The sequence below is a fragment of the Streptococcus sp. 2022WUSS083 genome (assembly GCF_044427155.1).
In the GTDB taxonomy this organism is placed as follows: Bacteria; Bacillota; Bacilli; order Lactobacillales; family Streptococcaceae; genus Streptococcus; species Streptococcus hashimotonensis.
Genome location: NZ_JAOTGK010000002.1, coordinates 362819 through 378341 on the forward strand (window position 1 = coordinate 362819; position 15523 = coordinate 378341).

Annotated in this window: 14 protein-coding genes and 1 pseudogene; 14 read left to right on the forward strand and 1 reads right to left on the reverse strand. The window is 42.5% G+C overall.

Translation table 11 applies throughout. From position 1 onward, the window contains the following. The first annotated feature begins 34 nt into the window (after positions 1 to 34). Positions 35 to 2299, forward strand: a complete 2265-nt coding sequence (locus tag ODU41_RS03740; RefSeq protein WP_105115369.1) for a glycogen/starch/alpha-glucan phosphorylase — start codon at positions 35 to 37, stop codon at positions 2297 to 2299. A 23-nt stretch (positions 2300 to 2322) separates the two neighbouring features. Here the strand turns inward: ODU41_RS03740 and ODU41_RS03745 are convergent, their stop codons facing one another. Beyond that, on the reverse strand, positions 2323 to 2901 hold the full coding sequence (locus ODU41_RS03745; protein WP_074391447.1) for a VanZ family protein: 579 nt from the start codon (positions 2899 to 2901) through the stop codon (positions 2323 to 2325). A gap of 112 nt (positions 2902 to 3013) precedes the next feature. On the opposite strand from ODU41_RS03745, the gene hemW reads away from it, so the two are divergent. The 13 genes and pseudogenes from hemW to ODU41_RS03810 form a co-directional block, all read left to right on the forward strand. Next, a complete protein-coding gene (gene hemW / locus ODU41_RS03750; RefSeq protein ID WP_024414013.1) occupies positions 3014 to 4150 on the forward strand; it encodes a radical SAM family heme chaperone HemW in 1137 nt (378 codons plus the stop codon). A gap of 12 nt (positions 4151 to 4162) precedes the next feature. Then, positions 4163 to 4903, forward strand: coding sequence for an acyl-ACP thioesterase domain-containing protein (locus tag ODU41_RS03755; protein ID WP_024414012.1), 741 nt, complete (start codon positions 4163 to 4165; stop codon positions 4901 to 4903). Further along, the gene (locus ODU41_RS03760) at positions 4890 to 5507 is read left to right on the forward strand and encodes an NUDIX hydrolase (protein ID WP_024414011.1); all 618 of its coding nucleotides are present in this window, start codon (positions 4890 to 4892) and stop codon (positions 5505 to 5507) included. The genes ODU41_RS03755 and ODU41_RS03760 overlap by 14 nt, the downstream gene beginning before the upstream one ends. Positions 5508 to 5516: 9 nt before the next feature. After that, positions 5517 to 6290, forward strand: a complete 774-nt coding sequence (locus ODU41_RS03765) for a TIGR01457 family HAD-type hydrolase (RefSeq protein WP_105115367.1) — start codon at positions 5517 to 5519, stop codon at positions 6288 to 6290. Continuing rightward, on the forward strand, positions 6280 to 6909 hold the full coding sequence (locus ODU41_RS03770) for a TIGR01906 family membrane protein (RefSeq protein ID WP_074391445.1): 630 nt from the start codon (positions 6280 to 6282) through the stop codon (positions 6907 to 6909). Before ODU41_RS03765 ends, ODU41_RS03770 begins: the two co-directional genes overlap by 11 nt. 330 nt (positions 6910 to 7239) lie before the next feature. Beyond that, complete coding sequence (locus ODU41_RS03775) at positions 7240 to 7803, forward strand: hypothetical protein (protein WP_398578667.1); 564 nt, start codon at positions 7240 to 7242, stop codon at positions 7801 to 7803. A 112-nt stretch (positions 7804 to 7915) separates the two neighbouring features. Then, entirely contained in the window at positions 7916 to 8086 is a 171-nt protein-coding gene (locus tag ODU41_RS03780) for a hypothetical protein (protein WP_153308754.1), read from the forward strand. A 2-nt stretch (positions 8087 to 8088) separates the two neighbouring features. Continuing rightward, on the forward strand, positions 8089 to 8961 hold the full coding sequence (locus ODU41_RS03785) for a replication initiator protein A (RefSeq protein ID WP_398578668.1): 873 nt from the start codon (positions 8089 to 8091) through the stop codon (positions 8959 to 8961). 14 nt (positions 8962 to 8975) lie between these two features. Further along, a complete protein-coding gene (locus tag ODU41_RS03790; protein ID WP_153596348.1) occupies positions 8976 to 9122 on the forward strand; it encodes a hypothetical protein in 147 nt (48 codons plus the stop codon). A 236-nt stretch (positions 9123 to 9358) separates the two neighbouring features. Beyond that, positions 9359 to 11872 carry an SEC10/PgrA surface exclusion domain-containing protein gene (locus tag ODU41_RS03795; RefSeq protein WP_398578669.1) on the forward strand — a complete coding sequence of 838 codons (2514 nt, stop codon included), beginning with the start codon at positions 9359 to 9361 and terminating at the stop codon, positions 11870 to 11872. Between the two features lie 277 nt (positions 11873 to 12149). Beyond that, on the forward strand, positions 12150 to 12485 hold the full coding sequence (locus ODU41_RS03800) for a hypothetical protein (RefSeq protein WP_044680323.1): 336 nt from the start codon (positions 12150 to 12152) through the stop codon (positions 12483 to 12485). Between the two features lies 1 nt (position 12486). Continuing rightward, complete coding sequence (locus ODU41_RS03805) at positions 12487 to 13284, forward strand: LPXTG cell wall anchor domain-containing protein (protein WP_044680321.1); 798 nt, start codon at positions 12487 to 12489, stop codon at positions 13282 to 13284. Positions 13285 to 13305: 21 nt separating this feature from the next. Beyond that, positions 13306 to 15465 (forward strand): annotated as a pseudogene (locus ODU41_RS03810) (GbpC/Spa domain-containing protein); the annotation flags it as partial. Positions 15466 to 15523: the final 58 nt, after the last annotated feature.

A 15523-nucleotide genomic window follows, 5' to 3' on the forward strand; every position in this document is an offset into this window, starting at 1 on the left:
GGATGATTACATTAATATATTTAGGAGAGCCCTTATGATTAATTTACAAAATTTTGTTCAGTCTATGTATGCTAAACGCATTGAAGATTGTACAGACCAAGAACTCTATTACGCCTTGCTTGCTTTTACAAAACAGCAGAGTGAAGCTAAGTATACAAATGACCAAAAGAAAAAGGTCTACTATATTTCAGCAGAGTTCTTAATTGGTAAGCTCTTATCTAATAACTTGATCAACTTGGGTGTTTATGATGAGGTGAAGAGCCAGCTTGCAGCAGCAGGTAAAGACTTAATTGCTATTGAAGATGTGGAGATGGAGCCATCACTAGGAAATGGTGGTTTGGGTCGTTTGGCTGCCTGCTTCCTTGATTCAATTGCTAGTCTAGGTCTTAATGGTGATGGGGTCGGCTTGAATTATCACTTTGGGCTGTTTAGACAATTATTTGAATACCATCAACAGTCTGCTGTGCCAAACGAGTGGATTACACCACGTTCATGGTTAACGGAGTCACCGATTTCTTATCAGGTGCCATTTGCTAACTTTACCTTGACATCTAAGTTGTATGACATCGATGTACCTGGTTATAAAATGGAACGCAAGAATCGTCTTCGCTTGTTTGACCTTGGTTCAGTTGATGACAATATCATTTATGATGGGATAGAATTTGATAAGGAAGATATTTTCCGAAACTTGACTCTTTTCCTCTATCCAGATGATTCGACCGATGAAGGAAAAGTTCTCCGCATCTTCCAGCAGTATTTCATGGTCTCTAACGCTGCGCAACTATTGATTGACGAAGCGGTTGCTAAGGGATCAAACTTACATGACCTGCCTGATTATGCTGTTGTTCAAATCAACGATACTCACCCATCACTTGTTATTCCAGAATTGATTCGCCTTTTGGAGCTTCGTGGTATTTCGTTTGATGAGGCAGTTGAAATTGTTAAGAAAATGACTGCTTATACCAACCATACCATCTTGTCAGAGGCGCTGGAAAAATGGCCGCTTGATTTTCTGAACTATGTGGTTCCGCACTTGGTACCGTTCATCGTAGAATTGGATCGTCGTGCCAAAGAAGTGAAGGATGATCCTGCTGTCAATATCATCGATGAACATGGCCGTGTTCACATGGCACACATGGATATTCATTATGGTTATTCTATTAATGGGGTGGCGGCACTTCATACAGAGATCTTGAAAACTTCAGAGTTGAAAGCTTTCTATGAGCTATATCCTGAAAAATTCAATAATAAGACAAATGGGATTACCTTCCGTCGCTGGCTCATGCATGCTAATCCAAGTCTAGCAAGCTACCTGGACGGCCTACTTGGACATGGCTACCATCACGATGCAAGTGAACTCGAAAAGCTATTGGATTACAAAAATGATAAGGAATTGAAATCTTGGTTGGAAAAGACAAAGCAGCATAATAAACGCAAATTGCAGCGTCATATTGCCAAGACACAAGGTGTTCATGTTAATCCAGAATCCATCTTTGATGTACAAATCAAGCGCATGCACGAGTACAAGCGTCAGCAGATGAATGTCCTCTATGTTATCCATAAGTATCTGGATATTAAAGCAGGCAACATTCCTACCCGCCCATTGACAGTATTCTTTGGAGGAAAGGCTGCACCTGCCTACACAACCGCACAGGACATCATTCATTTGATTTTGGTATTGTCACAGGTGATTAAAAATGATCCTGATGTGGCACCACACTTGCAACTCGTTATGATTGAAAACTATAACGTAACTGAGGCGAGTTATATTATTCCAGCGGCAGATATTTCAGAGCAAATTTCCCTTGCATCCAAAGAAGCTTCTGGTACAGGTAACATGAAATTCATGCTCAACGGTGCCTTGACCATCGGTACAGATGATGGTGCCAATGTGGAAATTCATGAGTTGGTAGGTGATGAAAATATCTATATCTTTGGCCAAGATAGCCAAACAGTTATCGACCACTATGCAAATGGAACCTACCATCCATATTCCTTCTACGAACGTGAAGCCATTCGTCCATTGATTGACTTCATTACATCGGATACCATTCGTCATGCTGGTGGGATCGATGAGCGTCTCTGGCGCTTACAGGACAACCTTAAGCACAATGACCACTTCATGACCTTGCTTGATTTGGAAGATTATATCTCGACTAAAGAGCAGATGTTAGCAGACTATGAAGATCGCGACAGCTGGTTGGAAAAAGTCATCGTCAACATCGCTAAAGCAGGTTTCTTCTCGTCAGACCGTACTATTCAACAGTACAACGAAGACATCTGGCATTTGGAAGCGTAGCATATAAAAATGACCTTTCGGGGTCATTTTTTCTGTATTCTATTTTTGAAAGAGTGGACGATTGCGGATTGTCCCAAGAAGTTTCCAAGGGCAAAGCCAGAGGTGTTAAGCAAGATGTCGCCAAGGTCAAAGAAGCCCAGTGAAAAGAAGAATTGACAAGCTTCAACCAGTAAAATAGCACCTACAAAGAGAGAAAGTTTTTTCCAAGAAAACGAAAACAGCAATCCAAGGGGCAAAAAGAGTAAGAGGTTAAAGACCAATATAGCAGGATTGAGAAATAGGTCTTGAGAGAAGGTGCTAAGGAGATCCCAGTTGACACCTCTGACGCCCATGCTTTTGAAAAAGAGGAGGTAGATCAGTAGAAAACCATAGCATCCATAGAAAAACCAAAGCGACAGTCGGGAAATGTCTGGCTGATAGATCAGTCGAAAGAGAGTAAAGCAAACCCCAGTCATCAATAGTATTGCTGTAAGACTAGGTAAAAAATCAACCGTCATAAAAATGGTCGAGAACTGGTAAAAAAGAAAGGTCATAAAGAGCCAGCGGCAGAATAAGAATGATAAGATAGCGTTGATGACATCATAGAATCGTTCTTTGTTCATGACTTAATCCCTTTTGTAGATTTTGTAAGTTTACTATATTATATCATTGTTTTGAGGGGGAAGTGATGGCTGTAAAAAATATTTTTATAGACAGTGTGCTATAATAGTTCTTATGAAAAAACGACCGACATCTGCCTATATCCACATTCCATTTTGCACCCAGATTTGTTACTACTGTGACTTTTCCAAGGTCTTTATTAAGAACCAGCCTGTTGACGAGTATTTGGCAGCCCTCATGGAAGAGGTCAAGTTTTACAACCTGCCAGCCCTCCGCACGCTTTATATCGGAGGCGGAACACCATCGGCTCTCTCGGCAGACCAGCTAGATTATCTCCTGACCAATCTGGAGGACTTGCTGGACTTGTCACAGCTGGAAGAATTCACCATTGAGGCCAATCCAGGTGACTTGACGGCAGACAAGATTGCGGTTCTGAAAAAGTCCAAGTGCAATCGGGTGTCGTTGGGTGTTCAGACCTTTGATGACCGTATGCTGAAAAAAATCGGTCGTAGCCACAACCAGGCCCAGATTTATGAAACCATTGCAGCCCTCAAGGAAGCGGGTTTTCACAATATTTCCATTGACCTGATTTATGCCCTGCCTGGTCAGACCATGGAGCAGGTGGTGGACAATGTCGCCAAGGCCTTGGAGCTGGACATTCCCCACATGAGCCTCTATAGCTTGATTTTGGAGAACCACACGGTCTTCATGAACCGCCAACGCCGTGGCAACCTGCATCTGCCCAACGAAGATGTGGAGTCCGATATGTTCGACTACATTCTTCAGGAGTTGGAGAAAAACGGCTTCGAGCACTACGAAATCTCCAACTTCACCAAACCTGGTTTTGAAAGTCGCCACAACCTCATGTACTGGGACAACTCGGAGTACTATGGTCTAGGAGCTGGAGCATCTGGCTACATCGACGGCATGCGCTATCGCAACCGCGGCCCCATCCAGCACTACCTCAAATCCATCCGCGAAAAAGGCCATTCTCGCTTACACGAAGAATTCCTCAGCCAGACCGAGCAGATGGAAGAAGAGATGTTTTTGGGCCTACGGAAAAAAACTGGCGTGTCCATCGAGCGATTCGAGGAAAAGTTTGGCATTTCCTTTGAAGACCGCTACGGTCAGGTGGTCAGGGACTTGAAAAATGAAGGTCTCTTGCAAGAAGAAGACCGTTGGCTTCGGATGACGAAAAAGGGATTATTTTTGGGCGATACAGTTGCCGAGCGTTTCATTATAGAAGATTAGAAAGAGGACACAATGGGACTAAGCTACCAAGAAGAGTTCACCATTCCTTTTGATATGGTGGATGTTAAACAAGAAATCAAACTTCCTGACTTTATTTCCTACTGTCTTGGTGTGTCAGGTCGGCAGTCGGAAGAACTGGGTCGCAGTGACCTCTATGTTTTTCAGGAATTTGGCTTGATTTGGGTGGTGACAGATTATGAGCTAACTATTCAAGCACTGCCTAAGTACAATGAAACCGTCACGATAAAAACAGAAGCGGTTGCCTACAACAAGTTTTTCTGTCATCGGATGTTCTATATTTACGATGAGGCGGGCAATCTTTTGCTGGACATTCTCTGCTATTTTGTCCTGATTGATTTTGAGACTCGCAAGGTGGCACCTGTGCCAGAAGATTTGATTGCCCCTTATCAGTCTGAGCAGGTCAAGAAATTACCTCGGGCTCCCAAGTATCAGCTCTTGGAAAATCCATCTGTTCAAGAATTTCCTGTTCGCTATTTTGACTTGGATATGAATGGGCATGTCAATAATGGCAAGTACTTGGAATGGATGTATGAAGCACTGGGCTATGATTTTCTGCTCTGCCATGTCCCTAAAAAAATCCAACTCAAGTATCTCAAGGAAGTAGAGGCGACTAGCCTGGTGAGTTCACGCATGGTGGCAGAAGCTGGTGTCAGCCAGCATGAGATTGTGGTAGAGGGGCATATCCATGCGCAAGCTGTCATAGAATGGAGGGAAAGTCATGTCGCAGGATAAGTGGTTGGAATGGGCAGTGCGTTTACAAGCCTTGGCTCAGACAGGCTTGGCTTATGGAAAAGATGTTTATGACATGGAGCGATTTGAGGAAATCCGTCAGATTGCGGCGGAAATGTTGGTAGAGCCATCTGGACAGCCCTTGGAGGTGGTGAAAGACTTGTTTTGCAATGAAACAGGCTATCAGACACCCAAGCTGGATACCCGCGCAGCTATTTTCCAAGAGGATAAAATCCTACTGGTTCAGGAAAACGATGGGCTCTGGTCCTTACCAGGTGGTTGGTGCGATGTGGACCGCTCCGTCAAGGAAAATGTTGTCAAGGAAGTAAAGGAAGAAGCGGGGCTGGATGTGGAGGCTCTGCGAGTCGTTGCGATTTTGGACAAGCACAAGAACAATCCTGCCAAGTCAGCTCACCGCGTGACCAAGGTCTTCATTCTATGTCGTCTCCTTGGCGGGGAGTTTCAGCCCAATTCGGAAACAGTTGCCAGTGGCTTCTTCAGTCTAGATGACTTACCACCGCTCTACCTTGGGAAAAATACTGCTGAGCAGTTAGCACTTTGCTTGGAAGCTAGTCGGTCTGAGCATTGGGAAACACGATTTGATTAAGGAGGAAAAATGACATATACAGGTTATTTGATTGATTTGGATGGTACGATTTATGAAGGGAAAAAGCGGATTCCTGCTGGTGAACGTTTTATTCATCGCTTGCAAGAACGTCAGATTCCCTATTTATTCGTGACCAACAATACCACCCGCCGTCCTGAGATGGTGCAGGCTATGTTGGCTGAAAACTTTAACATTGAGACACCGCTTGAAACAATCTATACAGCCAGTCTGGCGACAGTAGATTATATGAATGATTTGGGCAAGGAAAAGACAGTCTATGTCATTGGAGAAGACGGGCTCAAGTCTGCCATTTTTGAGGCAGGCTATGTGGAAGACACGGAAAATCCAGCCTATGTTGTTGTCGGCTTGGATACTCAGTTGACCTATGAAAAACTAACCATTGCCACCTTGGCTATTCAAAAGGGAGCGACCTTTATCGGTACCAATCCTGATTTGAACATTCCGACTGAAAGCGGTCATTTGCCAGGAGCAGGCTCACTTATTGCACTTTTGAAAGCTGCTACCCGAGTAGAGCCGACCTTTATCGGTAAGCCTGAAGCGATTATCATGGACAAGGCTCTGGAGATTTTAGGCACAGAACGCAGCCAAACGGTTATGGTGGGAGATAACTACCTGACGGATATTCGCGCAGGGATTGACAATGGATTTCCAACTCTTTTAGTCCTGACTGGATTTACCAAGCCAGAAGAAGTAGCAGACTTACCCCTGTCTCCAACCCATGTCCTCGATAGTTTAGATGAATGGAGTTTTGATGAGAACTAAGTTACAGATTATCGGAACGATTTTATTTGTCTTGTCGGCAGCAGTTCTAGGAACCATCTACTTAGCTTGGCTAGTTTATCCGTTTGAGATTTCTTTTTTGGGGTTGGAAAAAGTGGTCTACATGAAAGCGGTAGATATTTCCTATAATTTCAATATCTTGATGAACTATCTGACCAATCCATTTGCAAGTGTTTTAGACATGCCAAATTTTTCATCCTCAGCTGATGGTCTGAAACATTTTGCGGATGTGAAACATTTATTCCATCTAACTCAGGGGATTTTTATCCTCACCCTCCCTGCCTTTGTGCTTTTTGTAAAAAACATTCTGCTAAAAGGTTATGGAGACTTGGTTAAAAAGGTCATTTTCTGGACCATGCTTACGCCAATGATAATCGGTTTATTAGGTGTTCTTGTTGGCTTTGATCAGTTTTTTGTATTATTTCATACGGTGCTATTTCCAGGGGATTCTACATGGCTATTTGACCCTGCAAAGGATCCTGTCATATATATTTTGCCACAAGAGTTTTTCTTGCATTGCTTTGTATTATTTTTTGTCCTTTACGAATTGTTCTTTGGGACAATACTGGCGTGGACAGGAAAAAAGAATAGGATAGGATAGGATAAGAGCGTAAAATTCATATTTTAGAATTAGTAAGTGTCTAGAGTTTTGAGAATTTGAAATAATACCTAATTTACAAGAGTAAACAGAGAAATCTGTTTACTCTTTTTTAGTATCAAAATCAAAAAGGAAGATTATATGTCTATCTTTACCCCAGTTAACATTATCTTTGCGTTAGTATTATACCCAATGTTTATTATCAACTATCACAGGAGAGACTCTTACTTACTGTATTTATTACTCTTTCTAATGAATGCTCTGGTAGCTCTTTATAGTATAATTCCCTACTTTGCCTCACTGAAATGAAATTGAAAAAGGAGATTTAGATAGATGGATATTTTTAACAAAATTAAGCAGTCGCTAATTTCTGATGATGCTAATGTGCAATCTGAACCAGCCATTGTTAAAAGCATTATTTTGAGTAAAATTGAAAGCGTTCTTGAAGAGGTGAACATTGAAAGGGAACGCTTGAGTGGGAAGGAACGCTTTTCAATCAAACATGATTCTACCATAGATCCTGTCTTAAGTGACCGCATTGCATGGAACATGGGAAGAGAACAAATATTGAGTAATATCATAGAGTATGTAACATCAATACCGGATAGTCTTTATCGAATTCAACTAAAAGGTTCGCAAGTTCTGGAAATCAAAGGATTGGATTCTAGTTGTCTTGAACTATCTTTATCAAGAAAAGCAATCGGAGGAAATATCTATCAATTAAAAGATAGTGTTTCTAGTCAGTCCGTTGATATCATTTCATCTGAAAATCTTGATTATCTTGATGCCATTGAACAGTCTTGTATCAATGGCTACCTCATTCCAGACGAAAAGCTATTCGATGCTTTAAGTCAATTAAGAGAGTTCAACAAAAAGACCACTCCTTGTGGATTTTAAAGCCTACTTTGTTGGGACTGAGCATGCGAAAGAGACAAAGCTATTGTTAGAGGAATTACTAGAGGCTTAGAAATGCGACCTGAACTGACAGATTTTATTTAGGAGATAGAAAATGATGACATTACAAGAACAGAGGATTAGACAGATTCTTGTCAAAGATACGATGAAGCGTATGGGGCTATCCAAGAAGAAAGCTCAAAAAGTTATTGCAGAGCTTGAAATGCATGGTTTGCTCAAGTTTACTCCCGACGGGAAAATGGCATTTAGAGAATTAGGAGCATAGGCATGAGAAGAATATCTGTTGAGCAGGTACAGACTAGCGAGCGTTTCTATCGCATCCCAAAGGTGTTGGTAGAGTCAGTCTATTATCGCCAAATGAGTACCGAGTCAAAATTCACCTACGCTATCCTAAAGGATCGTTTTGAATTGTCTCTGAAGAATAACTGGGTAGATGAAAATGGTGATGTCTATCTCATCTTCACTGTTGAGGAGCTGCAATCTATTCTTGGCTATGGGAAAAATAAAGTTATCAAGATTAAGAAAGAACTAGCAGAATACGGTCTGCTTGAGGAAGTTCGACAAGGTTTGAACAAGCCAAACCTACTGTATTTGGGTAATGTAACTAGCGACCTTGAAAATGTAAATTCGGATTTTCCACAGGCTAAACCCTTGCCAGAAGCGGAAGTTTCAAAATCAAACTTCCAGAAGTTTCAAAATCAAACCTCGAGAAGTTCGAAAAATAAACTTCAAGAAGTTTCGGGACCGAACTCTAATGATACTAATCTTAACGATCCTGATATTAGTGATCAGAGTTCTAGGAAGGCTGGGGCTGATGCCACTCCATCCGATACATCTGGTGGGAAATATATCAAACCAGAATACTACTCCTTGCTTCAGGTGATTGCTAACAAGTATAATGACCGCTATCTTTATCCAGAGGGATATGCTCTTACGCATTCCCAAAAGATGCAGATAGGACAGTACCTAGCAAGCGGCTATGTCTTAAGTAATGAGGTGCTGGATCTGATAGACCAGATTCCTCACGATTGCCAAAGCCCACTTGCCTATCTCCTAAAGTCGCTTGAAAATCTCAAGGAAGAACGCAGGCTAGAAGAGAAGATGAATGCACATAGGCAAGCACAAGAGTATTTTGGATAAAAGGAGAAGACTTTATGATGATTGTATTGATTTTAATTTTTGGTATTTTGGCACTTTTTGGAAGCATTATTTTTGCGGTGCTAATTGTAAATAACAAGTATAGATTTGCCCTAGGGCATGACCGAGAACTTACTCAGGATTTAACTAGTCTAAAGGAGTGATTCTATGAAAGAATTTGTTATCCGTATTTCTTGGTACGATAACCGACGGAATTTTAAGTTTAAGGAACATATATTTCCAACTTTATCAATCGCGAAAATGTTCAAGAGATGGTACAGACTTGAACGTGGTGAGCGAATTGAGCTATATAGTCGGGAGAGTGGGAACCACTAATTTAGACCTGACCGCAATGTCAAAAAACTAGACAAATTTGTATAAAAATTAAAGGAGAACATCAATGAAACATTCTATTTTAGGCGGAGTAGCGATCCTAGTAGCAGGAACGACTGGTACAGGGGTAGTTAATGCTGAAGAAGCTGTTGTAACAACAGGGGTTGAAGAACTTACCTCAGAGGCAAATGCTGCTACTGTAACAGAAACTCAATTGGGAGAAGCAGAGCTTGCTGCTGATCAGGCAACAGAAGCAGTGGCAAGTCAGGAAGTGGTAGTTGGAACAGTAGAATCTGAGCTGGCAGAGGCAACCATACAGAAGGAGGTAGCTGAAGGGTCTGTTGAGGAAGCTCAGGCTCTTGTTGCCAAAGCCACTCCTGAGAATATCCAAAAAGTTGAAGCAGGGATCTCGACGACAGAATCTGAGATTGGGACAGTCGAGACAGAGCTTGTTGAAGCGAATTCAGAAAAGGCATCCGCAGAAGAAGCTGTTGCTGCTCAAGAAAAAGAAGTCTCTGCGACTCAAGCGGAGGTCGATCAGAAAGAGGCGGAAGTCAAACAAGCCCAGGAACTTGTTGCTCAAGCAGAGGAAATTTTGGCTGGGACAAGCAATTCAGCAATACTCAAAACTGCAGCGGAAGCCCAGGAAGAATTATCAAAAGTGTCTCAAGCAGTTTCAGAAGCCGAAGCTAATCTTGAGGCTGCCAAAGTTTCTGATAGCTCTCGTGCGGAACGTATTCAGGATGGTCAGGCTAGCGTAACTAAAGCTCGTGCTTTAGTTGAACAGATGAGTCAACTAGAAAGTGTAGCTCAAAATAAAGTTAGTGAAGCAGAACAAGTTGTCTCTCAAGCACAGACAAGCTTTAACCAAGCCAGCAATGCTTACAATGCGATCAATACGATTACAGTATCAACTGACTACATTGCTGCATTGACAGACTATGCTACGAACTATTCAACAAATGGTCAATCTGCCAAAGCCAAACTCGATTCTATGGCAGCAGGACTTCGTAGTCAGAATAGTTACAAGTCAAATTCGGATGATGCAGCAAGAACTCTGACAACAAACAGTCTGACAGAATCTGAGGCAACAGAATTATCACTCTTTGCGGCAGATCTAGTAAACAAAATTCGACGTGCAATGGGTACTGATGAAGTTATCGTTACTTCTTCGGCTATTGACTTAGCTGGTTTGATTTCTGAAGGTTATGTGGCAGATGATTGGTCGGCTCAAGAAATTCGCACAATTGGACATGATGCGAAAGCTGTCAATGATGCTGCAAGAAGTCTTAACTTAAAGACCACTAGTCCAGAGCTGGAAGCTAAAGGTATTCAGTCCTTTGAAAATATGGATAACTGGGTCGGAAACACCTCTACTATGACAATGGATAGTGCCAAACGTAGAATTTACCAGGCAGTCATTAACTTTATGTTTAACGGCTATGAATATATGCACGCAGAGAGTATTGCAGGGCTATCTTCCTCTGGAGTTTCCTACTTCGGTTTATCTTTCTCAGCACGTACAGATGCTAGCTCAGTGCATTTTGTGACGGTGCAGGATAAGCAAATTTTGCCGAATTCAACATTTAGCAAAACAGAAATTGCAGGATCAACATCTGACGGTATTATTACAAGCTACAATCAGGCTCAAACAGCATTAACAAGTGCTCAAGAGGTTTTAAGTCAGTTGAAAGCTGATTTGCGAGAAGCAAGTGATGCAAGAGCCCAGGCCGAACTTGGTTTGGCTAATGCGGAGAAAGTTTTGGCCACAGCTCAGGCTATCCCATTAGCTACACCAAATGCTCAAGCAGTTCTTGAACAAGCCAATGTCAGATTGAATCAAGCCACATTTGCGAATCAAGCTGCTCAAGAAGCTATTCGGGTGATAAGTACTGATGTAGAGACTAAGCAAGCTCATTTAGAAAATGCTCAGCTTGAATTGGCGAAGAAGAAGGACGAGCTTAACCACATAAAAGCTGAATTAGCCGAGAAGCGTAGTATCTTACTCAATTTAGAGGGTGATGTAACTGAAGCTCAAACACGTGTTACTCGTTTAACTAATGATTTGAATCGCTTGAATGAGTCTCTTGACGAACAGACAGATTATCTCACCAAGCTTCAGCAATCTTTTCAGCTATTAGAAGTTGCGGAAGCAACCTTGAGTGAGTCAGTAAAACTCGTTGAGCAGAAGAAGGAAGAATTATCTGTTGCACAAGAAAAACTGGATTATCTGAAAGCAGATCGTGATAAAAAAGTGAAAACTTTTGCCTTACTTCAGGAGCAATACCAGGTACAACAGGAGGCTATACGCTTAGCTCAATTGGCTAACCAGTATGATTTGATCACACAGGCTGGAGGGAATCCAATTCCTGTCGTTGATGAAACTGGGCGAGTTACAAAATATGTGACTGATCAATCAGTAACTCAGTCAGCAACTTCTAAGGTAGTTACTCGTGTTGCAGCTACTGAAGGGAAGAAAGCTAGTTTACCAGATACAGGCGACTCTGCATCAATCATGTCGCTTTTGGTTTCAAGCGTAACAGCTGGACTTGCATTATTGCTAAAAAGAAAAGACCAATAGAGTAAATTGGACCGAAAAGTCGTAAAACTACTGCTCTTTGACAATTGAATACAACCACTGTCCTGATTAGCAAACCTAGGCATAAAAATAAGAATAGGGGCGGTGTCGTAGCTAGAAAATGATATCTAGTGCTGGTTATAACGTAAAAGCATAGCTAATGCTATAAGCTGAAGGAGTTTGGGGTTCCTAGACTATAAACCCTGCGTGAAAAATACAGATGTAAGCATACGTGCTTGCACAACAAGGCGTTACTCGCCTTTGATTCAGGAGGAAGAAAATGGATCAAATAAAAAATCGTTTTAGTACTGAGATGTCAATCTCAGACTTAAAAAAATTAGGAAAGGAAGGGGGAGCAACAGCTTTACTAGAAACAGGAGAATTACTTTACTTACGACCTCGATATGCGACGGCTAAACGTCCTATATTGATAAATGGTCGTGAAGCCGTCGGTGATGTTATCGTCTATTATGGTGCGGTCTTCGATAAGATTCGGACTGTTAAGCGTGACAATGTATTAGTTGCACGCCGTATCAAAATAGGCGAGAGCACAAAACTACAACTTACTGGTCAGGGATATACCAGACCAGTAGAGCAGCGAAAGAAAGGAAAATGAGATGATCAAAAAAAGTATAGCTTCTATACTTGCATTATCAGCAGCACTATTGCTTCAAACGGTGCCAGTATTTGCGGATGAACTACTTCCGGTAGATAGCTCCACTCCAATTGAAGCGACGGAACAAGTTACGGATACTTCTCTAGCAGAAGAAATAAGTGACACAAGTTTGGTTCCTGAAGTGGTAAGTCCAGTAGAGCCAATTGATACAACTGAGCCAGTATTACCGTCAGAACCAGGCGATCCGACAGCTCCAGAGGAAGAAACTACTACTCCAACAGAGCCAGTAGAAGTACCGCTTGACCCGACAACACCGTCAACAGATCCGACTACTCCAAGCTCTACCAATTCTTCACAAGGGACAGGTGAAACCACTCCAGGATTGAGCGAGGCTCCTTCAGAGATACCTCCAGTAGCTCCGACAGAATCACCTGTGAAAACTACTGAAGAAGTCAATCAAACAGGTGAGAGCCAGGTTGGTACAATTTCTACCTCAACAGGACAAGAGGTTGTGGAGGTAACGCCAGAAAAGCCAATCACAACTGAAGCAGGTTTTGTGATTATTGGAACGGATAATAGCCGACCGATAGTTCGCTATGCTGACGGTTCTACTGCAACTGTAACTGCAGAAGCAATTGGAGCAGTTGTAAATCCAGATAGAACAATTAGTGTAAAAACAACTGAGGGAACAATGACTACATTGCCTGAAACAGGGGAAGTTGCTAGTTTGATGATCAGTCTCCTAGGAATCACTTTACTAGGCTTGACAAGCTTCTTGAAGCAAAAACAATTATTATAAAAAGAAAAGGAAATTTACTATATGGTTAAGAATAAAGACATTTTTTCAATTCGAAAATTTAAGACGGGTACTCACTCAGCCCTTATCGGAAAACTTGGAGTAGTAGCTGCTACGGCACTTGCTGTTGGGCTTTCAGGAGCTACTGCTTCTGCGGACGAGGTGACTACAGTTTCCACAACTCCAGTAGTTGAAGTCGTAAACCCAAATCCAGCTACTAATCTTGAAACCGTCCAAGAAGCTCCAACGGCAGAAGCTGTGGCAACAGAGTCACAAGCAGGAACTCAGACAGGTGAGTTGGTTAGTCCTGTTACTTCTCCTGAACTTGATGCAGCTGTGACATCTGCAACTGAATCAGGTGTATCAATCACAGAAGAATCGACTCCAGTTGCTCACGAAAGCCTAGATGCTGCACAAGCTGATCTAGCTAATCAGACAGCGGAAGTCATTGCAGCAGAAAAAAAGCAAGTTGAGAATACAACTGAAATCAAAGAAGCTGAAGCAACCAACGCTGATATTGATCGTCAGAATCAAGCTGAAGCAGAACGTGTTGCAGAATTCAACCAACACGGACAGGAAGCAGTAGAACAACGTAATGCTGCAGGACAGGCTGCGGTTGATGCTCGCAATGCTGCAGGACAGGCCGCCGTTGATGCACGCAACCAAAAAGAGCTGGATGATCGTGCTGCTGAAGCTGCTGCCGTTGAGCAACGTAATAAGGATGGTCAAGCCGCCGTTGATGCACGTAATGCCGCAGGCCAGGCTGCTGTGGATCAACGTAATGCCACAGGTCAAGCGGCCGTAGATCAACGCAATGCTGCAGGCCAATCTGCAGTCGATGCACGTAACGCTGCAGGCCAGGCCGCTGTGGATCAACGCAACGCCGCAGGTCAATCCGCTGTAGATCAACGTAATGCCGCGGGTCAGGCTGCTGCAGAACAACGCAACGCCGCAGGTCAATCCGCTGTAGATCAACGTAATGCTGCAGGTCAGGCTGCCGTGGACCAACGTAATGCTGCAGGTCAAGCTGCAGTCGATGCTCGTAATGCTGCAGGTCAAGCTGCAGTTGATGCTCGTAACCAACAAGAACAATCTAACCGTGCTGCAGAAGCTGCTGCCGTTGAGCAACGTAACAAGGATGGTCAAGCCGCAGTCGATGCTCGTAATGCTGAAGGACAGGCTCAGGTTGACTCTTACAATCAAGCAGAGACGGCAAGAGTTGATGCCTTAAACGCTGATCTTAAAGCAGAATACGATGCAGCAGTTGCTGAAGTGGCTAAAGTTGAGGCTATCAATGCTGAAATCAGAAAGCGGAATGCACAAGCAGCTTCAGCGGCAGAAGCCACTAATGCTCAACTTTTGGCGGAATATGAAGCTAAAAAAGCAGAAATGCAGGCGAAAACTAAAGAAAACGGCTATCTTAGTGAAGTCGTCGCTCAGAGTTTGATCTATAAATCTGAGCCAAATGTGACTATTGGAACGATTGAAGGTGTTACAAAATTTGTGAATCCTAAAAAGCGTCAAGAAGTTAGTGATGCAAATCGCAATCTGGTCCACACGGTATCTAGTTATTCCGAAGGAGATTATGCAGGTACTGTAGATTACTCAAATGGGACCACATTTCTTTTGAATGTTGGACAAACCGCAACAGTAACATATGTAGGAGATTTTTCTGCTTCGGCTAATGGAGAAAAGATTACAAAAGTTGTCGCTCGCTATACAGCTGTTGCATCAGAAAAAGGAGCATCAATTGTGACTGTCTCTAAAGATCCGACTGAAACAGTCATCTTTGGTTCAGATGCAACACAAGGATTTGTAGGTGTCGGTGATGAACTCCATATTGAAAAAACATTTTATACTGATTCTGGTAAGGTGGTTGCGACTAAAGAGAATCCGATTATTTTCTCTATTTCATCCATGAATTCCTTGGGAGAAGATAGTTATTTTGAGTATGTCAAAGACTTAAGTTCGAACATGCGTTTCGTTCCGATTACTGGCAGTCAAGTTCAAGACCATGATGGTAAAATCTATGCTAGTACATCTATTGATACCATTGCCCCGTATAGTGGTCATGATAGTATTGACTCACCTGTACGATATTACGGTTCAGGCGCTTTAGTTGCAGAAAGTGGAGATACATTTGGTTTAACAGTTGGAGCATCGAAGCATCAAACAGGGCACTGGTTCGCAATGAATACTAATGTTGCGGCTCCAGTATTACCACCATTACCACCTTATAAGC

What these genes read in the sequence shown, in the direction of transcription:
- ODU41_RS03740 (WP_105115369.1), top strand. Translation starts at nt 35, where the DNA reads ATGATTAATTTACAAAATTTTGTTCAGTCTATGTATGCTAAACGCATT.
- ODU41_RS03775 (WP_398578667.1), top strand. Translation starts at nt 7,240, where the DNA reads ATGGATATTTTTAACAAAATTAAGCAGTCGCTAATTTCTGATGATGCT.
- ODU41_RS03755 (WP_024414012.1), top strand. Translation starts at nt 4,163, where the DNA reads ATGGGACTAAGCTACCAAGAAGAGTTCACCATTCCTTTTGATATGGTG.
- ODU41_RS03790 (WP_153596348.1), top strand. Translation starts at nt 8,976, where the DNA reads ATGATGATTGTATTGATTTTAATTTTTGGTATTTTGGCACTTTTTGGA.
- ODU41_RS03770 (WP_074391445.1), top strand. Translation starts at nt 6,280, where the DNA reads ATGAGAACTAAGTTACAGATTATCGGAACGATTTTATTTGTCTTGTCG.
- ODU41_RS03745 (WP_074391447.1), bottom strand. Translation starts at nt 2,901, where the DNA reads ATGAACAAAGAACGATTCTATGATGTCATCAACGCTATCTTATCATTC.
- ODU41_RS03785 (WP_398578668.1), top strand. Translation starts at nt 8,089, where the DNA reads ATGAGAAGAATATCTGTTGAGCAGGTACAGACTAGCGAGCGTTTCTAT.
- ODU41_RS03780 (WP_153308754.1), top strand. Translation starts at nt 7,916, where the DNA reads ATGATGACATTACAAGAACAGAGGATTAGACAGATTCTTGTCAAAGAT.
- ODU41_RS03800 (WP_044680323.1), top strand. Translation starts at nt 12,150, where the DNA reads ATGGATCAAATAAAAAATCGTTTTAGTACTGAGATGTCAATCTCAGAC.
- ODU41_RS03805 (WP_044680321.1), top strand. Translation starts at nt 12,487, where the DNA reads ATGATCAAAAAAAGTATAGCTTCTATACTTGCATTATCAGCAGCACTA.
- ODU41_RS03795 (WP_398578669.1), top strand. Translation starts at nt 9,359, where the DNA reads ATGAAACATTCTATTTTAGGCGGAGTAGCGATCCTAGTAGCAGGAACG.
- hemW (WP_024414013.1), top strand. Translation starts at nt 3,014, where the DNA reads ATGAAAAAACGACCGACATCTGCCTATATCCACATTCCATTTTGCACC.
- ODU41_RS03760 (WP_024414011.1), top strand. Translation starts at nt 4,890, where the DNA reads ATGTCGCAGGATAAGTGGTTGGAATGGGCAGTGCGTTTACAAGCCTTG.
- ODU41_RS03765 (WP_105115367.1), top strand. Translation starts at nt 5,517, where the DNA reads ATGACATATACAGGTTATTTGATTGATTTGGATGGTACGATTTATGAA.